Source organism: Rahnella rivi (assembly GCF_019049655.1).
GTDB classification, from domain to species: Bacteria; Pseudomonadota; Gammaproteobacteria; order Enterobacterales; family Enterobacteriaceae; genus Rahnella; species Rahnella rivi.
The window spans coordinates 1-19,599 of record NZ_JAFMOX010000040.1 but is presented as its reverse complement, the minus strand read 5'-3'; the positions used below and the strand labels follow the sequence as shown (position 1 = coordinate 19,599).

The following is a 19,599-nucleotide window of genomic DNA, read 5'->3' as shown; positions in this document are numbered from 1 at the left end:
GGTAATCTTCCACAACATCATTCCTTAATCAGCAGGGCAACGGCTTCGCAGGCGATACCTTCGCCACGGCCGGTAAAGCCCAGCTGTTCGGTGGTGGTCGCTTTCACGTTCACATCATCCATGTGGCACTGTAAATCTTCGGCAAGAAATACGCGCATCTGCGGGATATGCGGTGCCATTTTAGGTGCCTGAGCAATGAGGGTGATATCCAGATTGCCCAGCTTGTAACCTTTTGCACGAATGCGGCGGTAAGCCTCGCGCAGCAGCTCGCGGCTGTCCGCGCCTTTATAAGCCGGGTCGGTGTCCGGGAACAATTTACCGATATCCCCCAGCGCAGCAGCGCCGAGCAGGGCATCAGTGGCGGCATGCAATGCAACATCGCCGTCGGAATGTGCCAGCAAACCTTGCGGATAAGGAATACGCACACCGCCGATCACCAGCGGGCCTTCGCCGCCAAACTTATGAACATCAAAACCGTGACCGATACGCATTATGCGTTCTCCTCGTGGGATATGCGGGTTAAAAAGAATTCAGCCAGCGCCAGATCTTCCGGCCTGGTGACTTTAATATTATCGGCCCGCGCCGGGATCAACACAGGATGATAACCACAATATTCCATTGCAGAAGCTTCATCTGTGACCACGGCACCTTCATTCAGCGCACGGCGCAGGCAGATTTTCAGTAATTCGAGAGGGAAAAATTGTGGCGTCAGCGCATGCCAGAGATCTTGCCGGTCAACAGTATGGGCAATGGCCTGCCTGCCGGTTTCACCGCGTTTCATGGTATCGCGCACCGGTGCGGCGAGGATCCCGCCGGTTTTACTGGTTGCGGAGATCGCCAGCAGATTTTTCAGATCATCCGGGTGCAAACACGGGCGGGCAGCATCGTGCACTAAAACCCAGCCGTGGGAACCCGCCGCATCAAGACCTGCCATCACAGATTCTGCACGCTCGCCGCCGCCGGTCACCACCTGAATCCGGGGGTCGCAGGCAACAGGCAACTGCGCAAACTGAGTGTCATGCGGGCTAAGCGCCACGATCACCTTAGTGACCTGGTCGTTGTGCAATAAAGCGCGGATCGAATGTTCTATCAGCGTTTTACCGCCGATAGAAAGGTATTGCTTAGGGCATTCTGCCTGCATACGGCTGCCGATCCCGGCAGCAGGTAAAACGGCAATGACCTTCGGAAGGGAAACTGCGGTGTGGCTCATGGCTATGGATTCGAATTATTTTGCGAAACATTGCTGCCCGGAGCACGTTTATTGTCTGGCACCAGACGATAGAAAGTCTCGCCGGGTTTTAACATGCCCAGTTCGTTGCGTGCGCGTTCTTCAATCGCTTCCTGACCGCCGTTTAAATCGTCGATTTCTGCGAAAAGTTGATCGTTACGTGATTTCAGTTTGCCGTTGTTGGCTTGTTGCACTTCAACGTCATCGTTTACACGAACGTAATCATGAATACCATTCTTGCCCAGCCACAGTGAATACTGTAACCAGCCAAGTAAAATCAGTAACAGCAGTGTGAGTTTGCCCATCCCCGCCCCCTAAAAAAGCCGGGCAATCATCCCACAACTTTCCTTCTGACTCCACTATGGCGGGATAAATGCCGGTGAGAATCAGACTTACACACGCAATTATGGGTGAGAATGACACAATGGCTTACATCGTGGAAAAGAATTGCCGGGAAAATCGCCAGTAAAACACCGCAAAAAAAGGATCCTCACAGGATCCGGTTTGTACTCTTTATTGCTGTCACCAGGCGGTCATTGCTGTTACCAGCCGGATAAAAATGAGAAGACGGTCCAGAACATTCCAATCACGCAAATACCGGTGGCTGCGGGTGTGATGAGCCATCCGCCGCGAAAAAGCATACTGAAAGCGATACCGATAAGTACCGACACCGGCATCAGTGCCAGAAAGAAGGGCCAGGTATAGAGGAGAAAAAACAGAGTGTTGGAGCCATATACCCAAAAAGGGATCGCCAGCGCCAGCCAGTAACAGACGAAACCGATAAATCCACCCTGCATGGAGTAAGAAGGATCTTCGTTTTCTGCGCCGTCTGAGGTCTGCGCTAACCGGGGTACCGGGGCGTTGTCTCCCCTGATACGATCAACCCAGATCCGGCTGACCAGTCTGCTGAATAAAGCCTGCATAGATGATCCCTGTGTTCAGTGTAAACCGGCACGCTCTCTGGCGTTTGGCCGGCAACATTCAGGGATTGATAATACCGCGACGGCGCATCACATCTAATAATTGGGGAACCAAATGTGTTACCAATTGTTCACCTTCAAGATGCACATCCGGCGCTTCTGGCGGCTGATATTCTGAATCGATACCGGTGAAGTTTTTCAACTCACCGGCACGCGCTTTTTTATACAACCCTTTCGGATCACGCGCTTCGCAGACGGCCAGCGGCGTATCGACAAACACTTCGATAAACTGCCCGTCTTCCAGCAACTCGCGCACCATGTCACGCTCGGCACGATGCGGCGAGATAAAGGCGGTAAGCACCACCTGCCCGGCATCCACCATCAGTTTGGCGACTTCACCCACACGGCGGATGTTTTCACGACGATCGTCATCGGTAAAACCCAGATCGCGGCAAAGCCCGTGGCGCACATTGTCACCATCGAGCAAATAGGTGCTGACGCCAAGGGCATGGAGCGCCTGCTCCAGCGCCCCGGCCACCGTGGATTTCCCCGAACCTGAAAGCCCGGTAAACCACAAGACCGCCCCGCGATGACCGTGCTGTTTTTCACGATCCGCACGCGTAACGGCGTGCGGATGCCAGACAACATTGTCATCTTTCAGTGAAAGGCTATCCGGTGACGCCATCTTATTTGCCACCCAGCAGGTCGCGGGCGCCCCAGTGCGGGAAGTGGCGGCGAACCAGGCTGTTCAGCTCCAGCTCAAATGCGCTGTATTTATCGGACTCCTGATAAACCTGTTCAAGCGCTTCACGTACCAGACCGGCACCGACGGTCACATTGGTCAGGCGGTCGATGAAAATGATGCCTCCGGTGACCGCATTGCTCTGATAATTATCCAGCACCAGCGGTTCATCAAAGGCCAGTTCCACCAGACCAATACCGTTGAGCGGCAGTGTTTCCACAACGCGCTGTGTCAGAGAATTGATCTCGACCTGATAATCGATATTTTCTACACGTGCGCGGGCTTTCTTGCCGCCCACTTTGATGTCATAGCTCTGGCCGACGCTCAGTGGCTGCTCCGCCATCCAGACCACGTCAACTTTGGCATTCTGTACTGACTTCACGGTTTCATTCGCATCCACCAGCATATCGCCACGGCTGATATCCCGCTCATCGGCCAGCACCAGCGTAATGGCTTCGCCCGCCCAGGCTTCCTGCAAATCACCGTCGAAAGTGACGATACGTGCCACGGTTGATTCCACACCGGAGGGCAGCACTTTCACTTTCTGCCCGACGCGAATGGAACCGGATGCCAGCGTACCGGCATACCCGCGGAAATCGAGGTTAGGACGGTTTACATATTGCACCGGGAAACGCATCGGTTGTTGTTCGCGGATATTAATGATGTTGACGGTTTCCAGCACATCAAGCAGCGTCGGGCCGGTGTACCAGCTCATTTTGTCGCTTGGCGTGGCAACGTTGTCGCCTTCCAGTGCGGAAAGTGGCACAAACTTGATATCCAGATCGGTCGGTAACTGCTGAGCGAAATCCAGATAATCCTGTTTAAATTGTTCGAATACGCTCTCGCTGTACTCCACCAGATCCATTTTGTTCACGGCCACAACCAGATGGCGGATCCCGAGTAACGTGGCGATGAAGCTGTGGCGACGGGTTTGATCCAGCACGCCTTTACGGGCGTCAATCAGCAGGATAGCCAGATCGCAGGTCGAGGCGCCTGTGGCCATGTTACGCGTATACTGCTCATGCCCCGGCGTATCAGCGATGATGAACTTACGTTTCTCGGTGGAGAAGTAACGGTACGCGACATCGATAGTGATGCCCTGCTCGCGTTCAGCCTGTAAGCCGTCCACCAGCAATGCCAGATCGATTTTCTCGCCCTGCGTCCCGTGACGCTTACTGTCGTTATGTAGCGACGACAGCTGATCTTCGTAAATCTGACGGGTGTCGTGCAGCAGTCGCCCGATCAGCGTACTTTTGCCATCATCGACGCTGCCGCAGGTCAGGAAGCGCAGCAGGCTTTTGTGTTGCTGAGCGTGCAGGTAAGCTTCGACACCGCCCTGCTCCGCGATTTGTTGTGCAATTGCGTTATTCATTAGCTGCGGCTCCTCAGAAGTACCCTTGACGCTTTTTCATTTCCATCGAACCGGCCTGATCGCGGTCGATGGCGCGTCCTTGTCGTTCACTGGTCGTTGATACCAACATCTCTTCGATGATCTCCGGCAGCGTTTGCGCTTCAGATTCAACGGCACCGGTCAGCGGCCAGCAGCCCAGCGTACGGAAACGCACCATCTTCTTCTCAATCACTTCGCCCGGTTGCAGATCAATACGGTCGTCATCCACCATCAGCAGCATACCGTCGCGCTCCAGTACCGGACGCGGCGCGGCCAGATACAGGGGAACAATCTCGATGTTTTCCAGATAGATGTACTGCCAGATATCCAACTCAGTCCAGTTGGAGAGCGGGAAAACACGAATGCTTTCGCCTTTGTTAATCTGGCCGTTGTAGTTGTGCCACAGCTCAGGGCGCTGGTTTTTAGGATCCCAGCGGTGGAAACGGTCACGGAAGGAGTAGATACGCTCTTTGGCACGGGATTTCTCTTCGTCACGGCGCGCGCCGCCGAAAGCCGCATCAAAGCCGTGTTTACTCAGTGCCTGTTTCAACCCTTCGGTTTTCATGATGTCAGTATGTTTGGCGCTGCCGTGGACAAACGGATTGATGCCCATTGCCACGCCTTCCGGATTTTTATGCACAATCAGTTCAAAGCCGTAATTCTTTGCCGTACGGTCACGGAAATCGTACATTTCGCGGAATTTCCAGCCGGTATCCACATGCAATAATGGGAACGGCAGCGTGCCGGGGAAGAAGGCTTTGCGTGCCAGATGCAGCATGACCGAGGAGTCTTTCCCGATGGAATACATCATCACCGGGTTGGCGAATTCAGCAGCCACTTCACGGATGATATGGATACTCTCCGCTTCCAGTTGCCGCAAATGAGTCAGTCGTTTTTCGTCCATAACAGATCCTTTAAGCCAAATTCACAACCGACGGGCGTTGAGTGCCGTCAGTCTCAGGATGATGCCCAAACCACGCCAGTTGCTGATGAAGTGCGACCACTTCACCAATCACCAGCAACGCCGGTGTCGGCGCCTGTTGAGCCAGATGTTCAAGATTATCGAGCGTACCGGTCAGCACCTGCTGATCCGCACGCGTTCCCCGTCCGATCACCGCGACGGGTGTTGTCGCTGCGCGTCCATGAGCAATCAGTTGCTGGCTGATTTCAGCCGCTTTGAGCGTGCCCATGTAAATCGCCACGGTCTGTTTGTCTTTGGCGAGGGTTTCCCACTGCACGCCGTCGTCTTCCGGGCGGCAATGCCCGGTCACGAAAACCACGCTCTGCGCATGATCACGGTGAGTCAGCGGGATCCCGGCATAGGCCGTGGCGCCTGCGGCGGCTGTCACGCCGGGTACCACCTGGAATGGAATCCCCGCCGCCTGCACCGCCTGTAATTCTTCGCCGCCGCGCCCGAAAATAAACGGGTCACCGCCTTTAAGGCGTACGACTTTTTTCCCCTGCTGCGCCAGTTCGACCAGCAGACGATTGGTTTCTTCCTGCGCGACAGAATGGCTGCCCGCACGTTTACCGACACAAATTTTGTCAGCATCACGACGGACTAAATCCAGCACTTCTTCGCTGACCAGATGGTCGTAAAGCACCACGTCGGCCTGCTGCATCACCTGCAACCCGCGAAGGGTGAGTAATCCTGCATCACCCGGCCCTGCGCCGACCAGCGTGACATTTCCGCTCTGCGAGATGTCTTCCGCGTTTTCCAGCTGCTGTTGCAGCGCCTGCTCCGCTTCTGCGAGCTTTCCCGCAGAAGCGAGGCTGGCAAAACGTCCGGCAAACGCCTGTTCCCAGAAACGCCGGCGGGCACGCATCGAAGTAAACTGCGTTTTCACATTCTCACGCCAGCGACCGGCAATATCGGCCATTTGCCCCAGGCTGGTGGGCAGTAAGGTTTCCAGCTTCTCTCGCAGCATTCTGGCGAGCACCGGCGCTTTACCGCTGGAGGAAATCGCGACAACAATCGGCGAGCGATCGACAATCGAGGGGAAAATAAAGGAGCACTTCGGCTGATCGTCGACCACATTCGCCAGCACGTGGCGCTGATTGGCCTGCTCAAACACTTCCGCGTTCAGCGCCGCATCGTCGGTGGCTGCAATCACCAGAAATACATCATCAAGCTGTTCCGGCAGAAAAGCCTGCGCCAGCCAGCTGACTTCCGCGGCCTGTCTGCGTTGTTCCAGCTCAGAGGAAAGTGCCTGCGCGACTATCCGGACTTGCGCGCCCGCACGCAGGAGAAGATCGATTTTGCGAGCAGCGACTTCGCCCCCTCCCATCACCAGTACCGGGCGTTGTTTGAGGTCGGCAAATATTGGTAGATAGTCCACAAAAGCCTTAATTGATAACCAGAATGAATATCCCGACTATACGTGCAGGCAATAATTGATCTGAAATGACGAAAAGGAATGAATAGTTCCAGAATGGAATAAGGAGAACTTCTTCAGGCCTCGAGCCGCCTAGATCTTCGGGAATAGATACCGTAGTACGAGACTGTATAAATCCCATCAAATCCTAGCGTTTTGGGCAAAATGTGGATCATTTTTGAGGGGGAAACACGGCTCCAAAGGGCTGAGTACTCTGAACAATAGTCGATCACCAACTGAGGCCTTACCACACAAGGCATTACTAATTTAAGGCGTAATTGAAGTTCCTCTGACCTGCTCCCCGCGCATGAGCTTAAAATGAAGTTAGTAAGGTCCGCTATGAGCGAAATGCGGACATACCACCACATCATGCATTTGTGCCAAAAGTAACTTTTGTTATTTGTAGTCTCTAAGTGCCAGCCGGAGATGATGAGCGATAAAGTCGGCTTTAAGAGTACTATAGAGAGGAATATTATCCTCACTTGCCAGTGCTGCAGCATGCTTTATCTCAGCATACTCATCAGCTTCTTTCTTGTTTTTTCTCAAATAATCGCGGAACGCCAGATGTTTTACTATTTGAGGATTGCCTACGCCAAAAGCATGAACGTGATGACTACGGTGCTCTTCTCCTTTAGTGAAATATCTTCGATTTGGAATTCCATTTTCACCACGAACGCAGTATCCGGCACGCTCCATTGCAAAGTTTAATTTATCCAGCTCATCCAGATCATATACCTCCAGCAATATATCTATGATTGGTTTTGCTGATAGTCCCGGTATAGACGTACTGCCAATATGATGAACCTGTGAAATTACCTTCCCCAGCGTGTTCTGTAATAAGCCCCTTTCAGCCTCATATCGGGTATGCCATTGCTCTTCATACTCCACAACAATGATCCTACGCATTTTTTACTCCGGTTAACTTCTTTGAGGTTTTACTAAACCATCATTTATGTTGATAGCATGATTTGATGTCCGCTTCTGGCACATAACTGACAGCCCTTATAGATGTGACGATAATAGCGATCACCAAATGCACGGGACTACTCAAATCAGTTTTATTTAACCAGTTTTAATTGGTGGTCATTCTGGTGGTCTTGACAGGGAGAGTTTTCAGATTTAGCTTTCATATTAGCCAGTTACTGGCAAATGCGATCCCAGTCAGAGGAGCCAAATTAGAAAAGCCCGCTTAAGGAAACTTAAGCGGGCTTTTTGCTTTTCATGCCCGGCTACTGAAGAAACCCTCGCCGCTGAACAATGCAGCCGAATGTCTGTCCAGTTTATTACCGGTGCAGGCGTAACATGCTTGTGAAAGTCGATAATGCGGAGATAAGGCACGCCAGCCCAAAGACATAGACGCCAAACTGCGCGCTCGCGTGCCCCGTCAATCCGTTCAAAAGTGCAATCACCATTGCCACCAACGCCGCACCAATAGATTGTCCGGCAGTTCTGGCGGTCGACAATACCCCCGAGGCCGTTACTGTTCGATTCCCTGCGACATTGGAAAACATCTCTTTGTTGTTCGGCGGCAAGAAGAGTCCATAACCCACCCCACACACCGCCACACGCCAAAGAAAATCATTCACCGTCGCCGCTTCCGGCAGCAGAGCCAGAGACCCTAAACCCAGGCAGAAAATCATCACGCCGACCGTCGATATCTGAGTAGGATTTAAACGGTTGGACAACCTGCCAGCGACCGGGGCACAGATTGCAACGGCAATTGGCCACGGTGTAAAGATGAACGCCGATTCCAGGACAGAATAGTGATAGGCATGCTGCAGTACAAAGGGCAAACCGACCAGCGCCATCCCCTGAGCCACAAACATTGAGACAGAAGAGATCACCGCGAAGCTATATCTCCGGGAACGAAATATATCGAGAGGCAGCAGCGGGTTCTTTGAACGCGTCTGCGCTTTAAGAAAGATGGCGATCAGCGCCACCGATGCGACGCCACAAAGTATCAGTATGCGGCTGTCCCAGCGTCCGATTTGATCAACAGCCATGACCATCAGCCCTAAGGCGGCGGCGGAAGTGATAGCGCCTCCCCAATCGAAGCCTTTTTCCCTCTCGGTATCGACGCCCAAAGAGATAAGCGAGAACACAATGGCAAGTACGCCCAACGGGATATTGATATAGAACAACCAGGGCCAGTCAAGATAGGAGATGATCAGGCCACCTAACGCAGGACCAATGGCCGTACCCACCGCAAATGCCAGCGCATTCAGCCCTAAAATGGTTCCCAACGCATTCGGCGGAAAGATAACGCGGTAGAGACCCAACCCGACACTGATCATCACCGCATAACTCACCCCCTGAAGGACTCGCATGGCCACCAGCATGCCAAAGGTCGAGGAGAGGCTGCAACCCAGCGATGCCAGCGTAAACAACACCATGCCCGCCGTGTAGAAGCGCCGCTCCCCTATCCTCGAACCCAGCGATGCACAGATCAACATCGTTGCAGCGCTGGCAACCTGATAGCCGTTGGTCACCCAGATGACAGAGGCCGAATCCACCTGTAATGCTTCGGAAATAGTGGGTAAGGAGATATTGACGATGGAACTGTCCAGCGCCGCCATTATCACACCAATCAAAATGGCCGCAGCTGCCATATAGCGCCTTGGGGCCTCAAATCCTTGTTCTAAGGTACTGCTGCTTACCAACGACATATCCTTAACATCCTATATTGAATGGGAATCACGCACAGAGGCTTTCAGTCTCGGCACTCGGCCCTTCGAGGTAGGTCAGCAGACCCAGCATCAACACTTCTTCGGGGCTGGCTACAACGGGAGAACGCGGTGCTTTCCAGGGTTGTTTGCTGCCGTTGATCCGGATACTTCTCAGGAAACAATAGGTCGTGAGGACATAGAACCGGTTTCGCATACTTTCCCCCATCAGCGGCAGCAGACCTGAAATACCGCCTAACTCCGGGATCTCGCTGAGGATGCTGCCGTAGTCTGGCTTCGCCAGCACAAACATCAGTGCATCAGTCATGGGGACCATTTTGACGGCATCTTTCACTTCGGCCGCCAGTTCATGCCAAAACGAAAAGGCAAATCGGGAGAAGCCGAAAAGCGGGTCAAGCCCCCTGACCGAAAAATCAGGGTCGATGAAGCGGGTCTGAGCGTGTTCCTCGTTATAAAGCACATTGCCAAAATGAAAATTGAAATGGGCTTTTTCTACCGATCTGAACTCTTCGGTTCTGGCCAGTTCCAGAGATTTTTCGAAAACCTCCCTTGCCGTTATGCAAAATCGCGCGCCATTAAGCAGAATAGGTTTATCAAACAGCTCGTGTGCAAAACGCGTACCTTCCCACTCTTCCAATAATCTGGCGGGCATATCATGGGTCATCGTCGACGGCGCCTCTGACTCCAGGCCGATGGCTTTCTGCACGCTTTCCAGTGCATTTCTCACGATCATCCGGCGTTCAGCCAGCGACCGCTGGTCGTCGAACACGATGTTGCACAAAGGCAGGGAATCCATCTTTTCGAGAATATAAAATTGCCGCCCGGCAGCCAGCCCGTCGTGTAATACCGGAACCATCAGTTCCGGATAGATATCGTGCAACGCGCGTATCTGATCCACTTCTGCTTTCAGCTTGCCATTGAACATTTCGGACATGGCTGTCTTCACGACGAAGCCTGAACTCAAGAAATCGACTGTGTGTGAGCTTGTCATTTTTCAATCCCCTGGAAAGTGGCAACGGGCAGGCCAAGCGCGATGCTGCGCGCAACGGCACGAACAACAGCGCTATAGCCGACGGTGTTATTAACAAACGACTGGATAATGATTTCACTCAAATTCTGGCTTGCCAGATAGGCAGGACGGAGAATGAGCAGATGATTCTTGTCTGAGAGAATCGTTGAGCACCTGCGTTCGTAAGCATACGCACGGCTCCCTAAAGGGCTTCGGGATGCCTTAACAACATGAGGATGTGTTTCGCTCACTCGCTCAATCGCCTCCTCGATGAGCCCCCTGTTCAACGCGCCGTCATCCTTTACGATAAAACGGTTTATCTGATATCCCGGCGCATGTACCGGTGCACGTAATGAAACGGTATTCACTAACGGTGCCCAGGGCATCACTTTGTCCTGACTCATGGCGATTTGTGAGAAGCTCGGACGGAGGTTGTCGCGCGCATCCTGAAGGCGGCCTTCGAAGGATCGGGTACCGAGTACACCGTTAGGCGTATCCGGATGGACGATATCGGTTTCAACCGACACGATATGCGAGGCATTGCAATTGATGGATCTCAGTGCGTCGGCCAATACGCGCAGCGAGGCATGCATCCCATTCGTCTGACACGACCCGAGACAATACATGCCAGAATCGACCACCTGACGCTGTATCGTGCCAATATCATCGCGGGTAAGATCTTCCAGGCAGCCATAGATACTCGGCAGTTCATTGGCCTCTGCCACGCCCAGCACCACATCGGCAAGTTCTTGCATGTTACGGGCGACAGGGCTGTTCTTGTCCATGTCCAGTTTGCTGGTCGCGATAAAACCAATGTCGAAGCGACCCGTTTGCGGAGGAAGTTCTTTGGCAAGATCGCCGAAGAAAAAGTGCACCTCACGCCCGTCGATGTTGAGGGTGTTGCCATCGATAATGTTGATCTGAGACTGGATGCCGGGATGCGCCATCGCCAGACGGGCAACGATGCCATCAATCGGACCCAGTTCAGGATAATGTTTATCTAAAGAAGGCGCATTCGTGACCACAGTTTGAATCGCAAAACCATCCTTCGCCGGATCATTTTGAATCAGCAGGTTTGCGCCGATCTCCGCTCCACAACCCACCAGTATTGCTTTTTTCATTTCACTACCTCGCGCTAAAGGAATAACTGAAAGTGTTTTAGATGCGGCCTAGTCCCAGGAAAACATTCTCAGGAGGTCGGTAACGGACATGGCATCCAGTTTCGATTCACTAATCAGGGTTTCGGCCAGAATATGGGACCGGTCACCCAGCGGGCTGTCCGAAAGATTCAGATGGAATTTGGTGAGCAGCGCCTCGAAACACTCGTCACGACGACGGACATGTCCGAGCGGATATTCGATGGTTTCAGAGAGTTCCTCCGTCATTCCATGACATTTCAGAAAGAGCGCATTCGGAATGGCGCGCTTTTCTGCGTCGTAGTAGCTCTCTGTAAAGGAAGGACGTTCAGTGCAGGTAATCTTCAATCGCAGGGCATCCAGCAAAGGATCGCTGGCGAGCGGCTCGTGGAAATCCTTAATCGTCAGGTTTCCGGTTTGAAGCCCTACCGCAACCATGTACTGGAGACAGTGATCGCGATCGGCGGAGTTATTCAGCGGCCCTGATTTATCAATGATCTGAATCGCCGGACGCGTTGTCTCCACCCGCACGTACTCGATGCTTTCTGGAGAGAAACCGGCGGCAAGTATCCGTTGACGAAGATTAATGGCCGCTTCTACCGCAGTCTGGGCATGGTATTCAGCAGGGTTGGGGACTTTGAACAAGATATTCTTAATGACAAAATCTGACAGGTTACGCGACAGATTAAAGGGTTTGCCTCTCAAAACCGCATCATCGAATCCCCACCGACTCACCGTCAGCGCAGTGGGATAACCCATTTCGCCACTTTGCGCGAACAGCGCCAGTTGCAGGCCACGCGCCGTCGCGTCACCCGCGGCCCAGGACTTACGCGTTCCCGCATTGGGCGCATGCCGGTAGGTTCGAAGAGAATGGCCGTCGATAATCGCGTTGGAAAGTGCACTTAATGCCTGGTCTTTTGACAAACCGAGCAGTTGAGCAGAGGCGATCGCTGAAGCCACCTTAACCAATACAACGTGATCAATACCCAGCGCATTAAAACAGTTCGACAGACACAGCACGCCATGGATCTCATAGGCGCGAATCATCGTGTTCAACACTGCCGTCATGTCAGTCGCTGGCTTATCCGCGGCTGCCAGACTCTGCCATGCTGCGGCCGCCAGGATAGCGCCCAGATTATCGGACGGATGCCCCCACTCTTGCGCAAGCCATGTGTCATTGAACTCCAGCCAGCGGATCATCGAACCGATATGAAAGGCCGCTTCGACAGGTCCTAGTCTTAGCCCGGTACCGGCAACCGGCACACCGTCCCGGCTCTTGCTGAACTGAGCAGCGCCCATCAGTTTCATACAGTCATGATCGGTAGACGCGGCAATCGCGCAACCTATCGAATCCAAAAGGCAAAAACGGGCCAGTTGTAAAGTCTCATTATCGAAAGTTGCTTGCTCATAGGCATAGTCAACCAGCTGAACCATTAGCTCATCAAACTCTGCGTGCGCCATATTTCATCCCATAACCAAAAAATGAATTATCGAAATACAAGTCATGGAGACCCAGTAATATATAAATGCAGAAAATAGATATGGATAACAAATTGATTTATATGGAAATAATTCGCCATCACAAATCTAATCCTAATTGGCATGGCAATAAAATACCAACGAATAAAATCGAGGGATTCATCGAAAATATTGATGCCGTAACAATATTCCTATTGAAAATAATGTGCTGGTCAGGGAAATGAGCTACTGAGGGGAAGTGTAAGCAGAGTCTGTTGTTATAATTCACAATTCAGAATTAATGTCTGTTTGAAGAGTAATAATACTGACCCGCCCTTAACGTGGCCAAAAAGTGATCGGACCTGCATCTCCAGGGGGGTTAAAACATAGTGACAAACTTATTAATACAGAATATAAATAATTGTTGTGACGGTGAACTAATTTTTAGCATGAGGTCTCAAATGAAGCTAAGTGAACTTCTTGCGTTCGTGACAGTCGTGGAGACAGGGAACATAACCCAGGCAGCCGAACGTCTTAATCGAGTGCAGTCGAGTATTTCCCACCGAATCAGGAGCCTGGAGGATAACCTGGATGTCACCCTATTAGATCGAAAAAACGATGGATGCTCACTGACTGCGCAAGGCCAGATACTTTATGACTACGCGCTTAAAATATTGAACCTTGCAGATGATTGTAAAAACAACATTTCCCACTCTAAAAGTAGTCAACTTAATATACGTATTGGCATTATAGAATGTTTGCCACCCTATATTGTCACTTCACTGATCGATTTAGGACATGATTTGGGTTGGAACATAGATATTTCAATTGGAAATACCATAAGCTTACTCAGCGCTTTTGATCAAAACGAGTTTGATGCGGTCATCATCGGCGCAGGTTTTTCAAATACCCAACATGCACGTTCCATATTACTCTCCAGTGAACTGGTCATTATCACTGAGAAAGATTACCCAACCATAAAAGATATCTCGAGTCTGGATGGGGAAGTTTTTTTGCTTAGCAGCAAGAAATGTGCAACCACTACACGCAACTATAATGTTCTTTTCAGTGAAGGGCATATCACCCCTAAGCGCGTAGTCGAATGCGGATCCTATCCCGTGCTGTTCTCGAGCATTGCTGCGGGAAAAGGCGTGTCGTTAGTATTACGTTGTTCGATCAGCGGCGAAGTGCAAAACAAGATAAAAATTCACGAACTCTGTGGCCAGTTCAATGACTTCAAAATAGAACTTGTTTACCGTACCGATTCACCTTACCTGGATAGCACTAAATTCAGAGGCATAATAACCTCCGTTTTTCAGGATCCCCGACTGCACAATATCGGTTATTAACTCTTTCGGCGTAAACAGGAACAAATTCCCTATCTTATTGATGGCCACTCATCAAACAGAGGTTGAGAGCATACCTCTGGCGTATGCCCTCCCACTCAAAATATGCTAAATCTTTCGGAATAAACGCTTTTTGATAAAGAGAGAATCAATTCCCTGCCAAAGATTATGCCGGCTTACGCAGAATCAAAAACCCTTTCTTTCTGCACTTTTCCAGGATTAACTTCATCATTGGCACTTCAAAGTACTTATACAAGAATGATGCAAATGAGACGGTGAGAACTAACGCAACGACGAGAAGCATAATACCTTCCGGTAAACTGAATTTTCTCCCGGCAGTGAGATTGAGGAAATAGAAGAGCACTAAAAAATGAACCATATAAAATGCATAAGATATCTCTCCTAACCACACAGACGTTTTAGCGTTCAGCATTGTATTTCGGTTTTTTAAATCATCACCCGCAATCGAAATAATTAATAAACAGACAGGAATAATGAAAACTACACTCATACTGAATTGGTACGGGATGTACATGGATCCGATGTAAGTCACGGCAAGCAGGGCAAGCGAAGCCGTTTTCGTCAGTACGAGTGCTCGTCCGTTCATCAACAACCGTGCTGCAAACATACCGGCCAGAAACTCAAAGATGCGTGATGGAGGAAAAATATACGAAATCCAAAAGTGCTGCTGTGAAATAGGAAACGCCCCCATCATCGTGTTTGGCTCAACCCAAAGATAAATATACGTCTGAACCAATAAGGATGCCGCGGTAACGATTGTGAATCCAAGTAAATCGAATTTTTTAGGTATTGCCTTCATGACTCTAAAAAGAAAGGGAAAAGAGAGATAAAACATTGCCTCTATGCAAAGAGACCAGCTGGGTCTGTTACCTACAAAAAAATAGTGAACATCATCAACCCAGGTATTCAATAGCAGAAGATTTGATGTCCATAGTTTATATTGATATATGCTGATGGCACCAATAATGAACGCCATTACCAGGGTCAGACAGTGGGTGGGATAAATCTTTGCAAACCGTCGCAGGTAAAAATCACCCACGGTGTCGTTATCTTTCGCGGACCACACCATAATAAATCCGCTGAGTATGAAGAAATATGAAACACCCAGCCAACCCGCTTTACCCATGATAACAGTGAAAATATGCTGAACAGTGGGATCTGAAAATGGAGCGAGATCGCTGGCCAGCGATGAGTGAAATAAAAATACTAAAAAAGCAGCCCAGAATCTGCTTCCCGTAAGCGATGGCAATTTTGGCGGTGGCGGTAATTTATCTGTCGTGATTGACTTACGACTCTCTACTTCATTTACGTCACCGTGAATAGCATCAAGACTTATTTCTCTCTTTATTGCAGGATTCATTGCGTTCCCCCTGAGGATAGGATTTTATGCCGGAAAATTTATTCAGTTGTATAGCGACAATGTTACACAGGAAAAAATTAATAACGGCAAGGCAACGTCAGTGGGTCTGGTATATCGCCAAAAATGCCACGTTGCGTTGCCGGTCAGGAAATAAATTCATTTCAGAGCAGAACGTCATACCTACAGTTGTTAACTATTCGATATCGACGATCCCATATCCCGATTTACGCTTTTCAATATAACCAAATCCTTGCTCACCAAAATGCATACCACCGACCAGGATCTTGTCCAGGCTAACCCTCTCAAGCAGGTGAGTACGTGTCTCTGCCGCCAGTTGAGGATCATAGTCAAAGGCAATGGCAACCTCCGGTTTAAGCAGTTGAATATGAGGGAAATGAACAATATCACCCCAAATCAACAGACTGCTTTTGCTGCCCTCAATCCGGTACCCCGTATGCCCCGGCGTGTGACCTTTCAGCGGGATGGCAAAAACGCCGGGAAATATCTCGCCATTGTCGACCAGGCGAAGACTTTTCTGATACTTTTTAAATATGCTCCGCGCTAACAGGAAATTACCTTTTATCCGGTCACTGACGGCAGCGAAATTTTCATCGTCTTCCAGATAATTAAATTCATCGCCATTGATGATCAATTCGGCATTCGAAAATACAGCTTCACCTTCTGCACTTAATAAACCGCCAATATGGTCTGGATGTGCGTGGGTGAGAAGAACGGCGTCAATATCGTCAGGTTGTATATCCAGCCTGGCGAGATTGGCAATCAGCCTGCCTCCCCATCCCTTAACACCACCTGCCCCGCTATCAATAAGAGTATTTTTTCCTTTCCTGCGTATTAAGAAGGTATTGATATGCACCGCATTGAGTTCACTGACTTGTGCGCTGCGCTGAATTTCCTCGCACTCTTGTTCATCCACATTTGAAAGCATTCCGAACCCGACCTGCAAATATCCATCGCTCACCGCTATGACCTCTGTATCGCCGAGATCTCTGGTTGGAAAATTGGCATTCATAATCTGTTCCTTAGTTCTTTGCATAAATATTACTCGCGTCAAAAGAGAAACAACGAATTCTCGCTGTGACTCCTGTCTTCTCCTTAATTAATAAATCCACCTGATGCATGAATTCATCCAGCACGGACACCGTTCGGAAAACTTCCTGCCTGAGCCTGGCTTCAAAGTAGACCGGCGTGCCAAAACCTATCTCTGCGGTGAGAACGCTGATGTGAATATTATTTTCTTTCGCTTTCAGTATCTCTTTGGCGAGAAGGGCTAAAGCGGTTGAAAATTCCGCAAAAGAATCTGCATCTAACCGATGGCTTGCAGACGTATAGAGCGTAATGCTGGGCATTTTACATCGACTCCTTCGAATGAATAATTAACCCGTGGGCGGTTTATACTGCTCTGGCAGAGACTAACCTCATGCTTTTTATGATATCCGGATTAACCACCGTGCCTATTTCAGGCTCCCCCTGGCGGAGCTTATCAATTAACTCAATGCCACGCGTGACTTGCCCAAAAGCCGTGTATTTTTGGTCTAAATACCCTGCTCTGGCGGAGGTGATAAAAAACTGATGGCTGGCGCTGTGTGGATGCCGTGATCTGGCCATGCCGACTGTACCTCGCTCGAAAGGCAGAGGATTAAATTCTGCGGTCAGCGCCGGTAATCTCATGTAATCCAGCCCTGTCTCTTTTATCGGATCACCCGTTTGCGCCATAAAACCCTCAATGACCCGGCTAAACGGCATGCCATCGTAAAATTTGGCCTGCACCAGAGATTTTATGCGTTCAACATGCCGGGGGGCTAAATCGGAAAATAAACGGATGGTGACGGTTCCCCCCTTCAGTTCCATCTCGAGGAGATCGCCCTCCTGATCCATTAACCCTTTTAATGCGGCAGGAAGCATTAAAGCACCTGCGCACAGGCTCAGGCTTGCGCCAATAAACAACCGACGATTCATAAGATTCACTCCGAGTGTTAATGCGTATCCTTCTTCTCAATAAACGAGACGATTTCATCAGTAAGCGCCTCGGGTTGCTCAAAATTCGGTAAATGCGCTGCGTCGGGCAGGGTATGCAATTCTGCATGACGCTTTTCGGCCAGCCGTTGCGCGTAGTCCGGGGGCGTAAGTTGATCCTCGCTCCCTCTCACCACAACAGCCCTTACCCCCGGAATAGTCATATCGGTCAGATCAGTATCGGCGATGGCATAAGAGCAACCCGCGAAGGCTTCAACGGTTGTCCGGCGCAGCATCTGCTTCATCCCGTCTGCGTAAGGCGAGTCGATAAATTTCGGTGTCACCCATTTGCTTAAAATTCCCATCTCCAGATGTTCGACACCGTGGTGGAATACATCTTCAGCCCTGGCTCGCCAGAGCGAAGGCGGGGCGGCATTCACAAGTGCAGTATCAATAATAATCATTCCCTTAACTCGTTTGGGTATCTTAAATCCAATCCATTGCGCTATTGTCCCGCCGATTGACACCCCTGCCACATAGAACTCATTGATTTGAAGATGATCCAGCGCCGCCACGACATCGTCTGCCAAATCTGACATTGAAAATGGCAGAGCGTCGACTGCGCTTAATCCATGCCCGCGAATGTCCAGGCGAACAACGCGATAACGTTCACTCAGACGCGGCATTTGCAAATCCCAAAGGTGCAAATCCGTCCCCAAAGAATGAAGAAGCACCACCGTAGTTGCATTTTTTTGACCCTGCACGTCGACGTGCTGAGTTAATTTAAGTGGCCGAATAAACATTTAATACTCCATATTATTTTTTCAATTTCATGGAAATAAGTGTTCTCGTTATAATGCTAAATATTCAACACGATGCTCACGTTGCTATTATTAAAGTAATTCTCATCTTTGCTCTAACGGATAATTTCGATATCACTATCGAAATTATAGATACGAGCCGGATCGGCCGATCGATCGTCGAAGAGAGACTATTTCTTCCGCTCGCCTTTGTAAGCGCAAATTACCCCACGCGGATCTCCTGCTGCGGCATATCGTTAGCCCAATGACGTATTAGACATCTATACGGCTGTCTATTAGGATCGCACCACCAGGGATAACGATATGACTCACCCATGAAAATTAAACATTTACCTCTTGATCAAAATATCAATGGTTGGGCCGCGCTGCGGGGTATTACGCCACGTCATCCCGGCTTGCACGGTAAGGTTACGGCTGACTGGCTGGTGATTGGCGCCGGGTTTGCGGGGCTGGTATTTGCACGGCGAATTGCCGAACTTCGTCCGCACGAAGACGTGGTGGTGCTTGAAGCGCTGGATGTTGCGGATAATGCCTCGGCGCGTAATTCGGGATTTGTTATCGATTTGCCTCATACCGTCGGCAGCACGTCGGCTGAGCTGGAGCAGGCGCATACTTATCGCCGCCTTTTACAGTACGGACTTCAACATCTGAAAGACACCGTCGATCAGCATGGGATCGCGTGCGACTGGCACACAGCAGACAAACACGTGACGCTGAAGGTCTGCTGAGAGCGAGGAGCGGAAGTACGCATTTTATCTCTCAGTTGATTGAGGAATTACTAACTGGGCATAAAAATCAGCCATACAAATAAAACAGGTATTCTGAGCGCGCCATGAATTTTGGGGGTAGCGGGTATCAGAATTCGATGTAAAGTATATTGTGTCTTTGCACCTTACATTTCGTGTTTAAAGAGGGATTATGAATTATAAAATTATCGTGGGTGTGTTGCTTGCATGCGTTTCCGGTAGTGTTTTTAGTGAACCTTTACAAGAAGATAGTCAACCTATCTCGCTGAAATTAAGTGATAATTCTTTGAAAGAGGTAAATACCTGCGAAGATTTTATCGCGCTTCGCCGTGCGGGTAAGACGGTGACCGACTTGCCGAATTTGCCCGACCGCTTTACTGATATGGCCA

20 protein-coding genes and 1 pseudogene are annotated in these 19,599 nt (G+C 50.3%); 3 read left to right on the top strand and 18 right to left on the bottom strand.

Features of this window, described 5'->3' with window-relative positions:
- Nucleotides 1-17 precede the first annotated feature (17 nt).
- The 13 genes from ispF to J1779_RS01605 all read right to left on the bottom strand — a co-directional run bounded on the left by ispF (nucleotide 18) and on the right by J1779_RS01605 (nucleotide 12,945).
- Nucleotides 18-491 carry a 2-C-methyl-D-erythritol 2,4-cyclodiphosphate synthase gene (gene ispF, locus J1779_RS01665; RefSeq protein WP_136377443.1) on the bottom strand — a complete coding sequence of 158 codons (474 nt, stop codon included), beginning with the start codon at nucleotides 489-491 and terminating at the stop codon, nucleotides 18-20.
- Nucleotides 491-1,210 (bottom strand): 2-C-methyl-D-erythritol 4-phosphate cytidylyltransferase, encoded by a 720-nt coding sequence (gene ispD / locus J1779_RS01660; RefSeq protein WP_056772824.1) that lies wholly within the window; start codon nucleotides 1,208-1,210, stop codon nucleotides 491-493. The genes ispF and ispD overlap by 1 nt, the downstream gene beginning before the upstream one ends.
- Nucleotides 1,211-1,212: 2 nt before the next feature.
- Nucleotides 1,213-1,533 (bottom strand): cell division protein FtsB, encoded by a 321-nt coding sequence (gene ftsB / locus J1779_RS01655; protein ID WP_056772828.1) that lies wholly within the window; start codon nucleotides 1,531-1,533, stop codon nucleotides 1,213-1,215.
- A gap of 237 nt (nucleotides 1,534-1,770) precedes the next feature.
- Nucleotides 1,771-2,151 carry a DUF3561 family protein gene (locus tag J1779_RS01650; RefSeq protein WP_082465706.1) on the bottom strand — a complete coding sequence of 127 codons (381 nt, stop codon included), beginning with the start codon at nucleotides 2,149-2,151 and terminating at the stop codon, nucleotides 1,771-1,773.
- 58 nt (nucleotides 2,152-2,209) lie between these two features.
- A complete protein-coding gene (gene cysC / locus J1779_RS01645; protein ID WP_056772831.1) occupies nucleotides 2,210-2,833 on the bottom strand; it encodes an adenylyl-sulfate kinase in 624 nt (207 codons plus the stop codon).
- Nucleotide 2,834: 1 nt separating this feature from the next.
- Nucleotides 2,835-4,262: a sulfate adenylyltransferase subunit CysN gene (gene cysN, locus J1779_RS01640; RefSeq protein WP_056772832.1), complete on the bottom strand. Its 1,428-nt coding sequence runs from the start codon at nucleotides 4,260-4,262 to the stop codon at nucleotides 2,835-2,837.
- Between the two features lie 13 nt (nucleotides 4,263-4,275).
- Entirely contained in the window at nucleotides 4,276-5,184 is a 909-nt protein-coding gene (cysD, locus tag J1779_RS01635; RefSeq protein ID WP_056772835.1) for a sulfate adenylyltransferase subunit CysD, read from the bottom strand.
- A gap of 10 nt (nucleotides 5,185-5,194) precedes the next feature.
- Entirely contained in the window at nucleotides 5,195-6,619 is a 1,425-nt protein-coding gene (gene cysG / locus J1779_RS01630; RefSeq protein ID WP_217202700.1) for a siroheme synthase CysG, read from the bottom strand.
- 432 nt (nucleotides 6,620-7,051) lie between these two features.
- Nucleotides 7,052-7,561 carry a GrpB family protein gene (locus J1779_RS01625; protein WP_013578386.1) on the bottom strand — a complete coding sequence of 170 codons (510 nt, stop codon included), beginning with the start codon at nucleotides 7,559-7,561 and terminating at the stop codon, nucleotides 7,052-7,054.
- A gap of 377 nt (nucleotides 7,562-7,938) precedes the next feature.
- The gene (locus J1779_RS01620; protein ID WP_122096434.1) at nucleotides 7,939-9,321 is read right to left on the bottom strand and encodes an MFS transporter; all 1,383 of its coding nucleotides are present in this window, start codon (nucleotides 9,319-9,321) and stop codon (nucleotides 7,939-7,941) included.
- Between the two features lie 28 nt (nucleotides 9,322-9,349).
- Nucleotides 9,350-10,273 (bottom strand): aminoglycoside phosphotransferase family protein, encoded by a 924-nt coding sequence (locus J1779_RS01615; protein ID WP_238485024.1) that lies wholly within the window; start codon nucleotides 10,271-10,273, stop codon nucleotides 9,350-9,352.
- 53 nt (nucleotides 10,274-10,326) lie between these two features.
- Nucleotides 10,327-11,469, bottom strand: coding sequence for a hypothetical protein (locus J1779_RS01610; protein ID WP_122096436.1), 1,143 nt, complete (start codon nucleotides 11,467-11,469; stop codon nucleotides 10,327-10,329).
- A 48-nt stretch (nucleotides 11,470-11,517) separates the two neighbouring features.
- On the bottom strand, nucleotides 11,518-12,945 hold the full coding sequence (locus J1779_RS01605; protein ID WP_122096437.1) for a bifunctional 2-methylcitrate dehydratase/aconitate hydratase: 1,428 nt from the start codon (nucleotides 12,943-12,945) through the stop codon (nucleotides 11,518-11,520).
- Nucleotides 12,946-13,403: 458 nt separating this feature from the next.
- On the opposite strand from J1779_RS01605, the gene J1779_RS01600 reads away from it, so the two are divergent.
- Nucleotides 13,404-14,291 carry a LysR family transcriptional regulator gene (locus J1779_RS01600; protein WP_217202699.1) on the top strand — a complete coding sequence of 296 codons (888 nt, stop codon included), beginning with the start codon at nucleotides 13,404-13,406 and terminating at the stop codon, nucleotides 14,289-14,291.
- A 163-nt stretch (nucleotides 14,292-14,454) separates the two neighbouring features.
- Here J1779_RS01600 and J1779_RS01595 read toward each other — a convergent pair whose 3' ends face one another.
- The 5 genes from J1779_RS01595 to J1779_RS01575 form a co-directional block, all read right to left on the bottom strand.
- Entirely contained in the window at nucleotides 14,455-15,669 is a 1,215-nt protein-coding gene (locus J1779_RS01595; RefSeq protein WP_217202698.1) for an acyltransferase family protein, read from the bottom strand.
- A gap of 193 nt (nucleotides 15,670-15,862) precedes the next feature.
- Nucleotides 15,863-16,699 carry an MBL fold metallo-hydrolase gene (locus J1779_RS01590; protein WP_217202697.1) on the bottom strand — a complete coding sequence of 279 codons (837 nt, stop codon included), beginning with the start codon at nucleotides 16,697-16,699 and terminating at the stop codon, nucleotides 15,863-15,865.
- Nucleotides 16,700-16,709: 10 nt separating this feature from the next.
- Nucleotides 16,710-17,036, bottom strand: a complete 327-nt coding sequence (locus J1779_RS01585; protein WP_217202696.1) for a hypothetical protein — start codon at nucleotides 17,034-17,036, stop codon at nucleotides 16,710-16,712.
- A gap of 43 nt (nucleotides 17,037-17,079) precedes the next feature.
- On the bottom strand, nucleotides 17,080-17,646 hold the full coding sequence (locus J1779_RS01580) for a peptidylprolyl isomerase (RefSeq protein WP_136377489.1): 567 nt from the start codon (nucleotides 17,644-17,646) through the stop codon (nucleotides 17,080-17,082).
- Between the two features lie 17 nt (nucleotides 17,647-17,663).
- The gene (locus J1779_RS01575) at nucleotides 17,664-18,446 is read right to left on the bottom strand and encodes an alpha/beta fold hydrolase (RefSeq protein WP_122096442.1); all 783 of its coding nucleotides are present in this window, start codon (nucleotides 18,444-18,446) and stop codon (nucleotides 17,664-17,666) included.
- A gap of 332 nt (nucleotides 18,447-18,778) precedes the next feature.
- Between J1779_RS01575 and J1779_RS01570 the strand changes: the two genes are divergently transcribed.
- Nucleotides 18,779-19,192 (top strand): FAD-dependent oxidoreductase, encoded by a 414-nt coding sequence (locus J1779_RS01570; RefSeq protein WP_238485023.1) that lies wholly within the window; start codon nucleotides 18,779-18,781, stop codon nucleotides 19,190-19,192.
- A 190-nt stretch (nucleotides 19,193-19,382) separates the two neighbouring features.
- Nucleotides 19,383-19,599: pseudogene (locus J1779_RS01565) on the top strand (hypothetical protein); the annotation flags it as partial.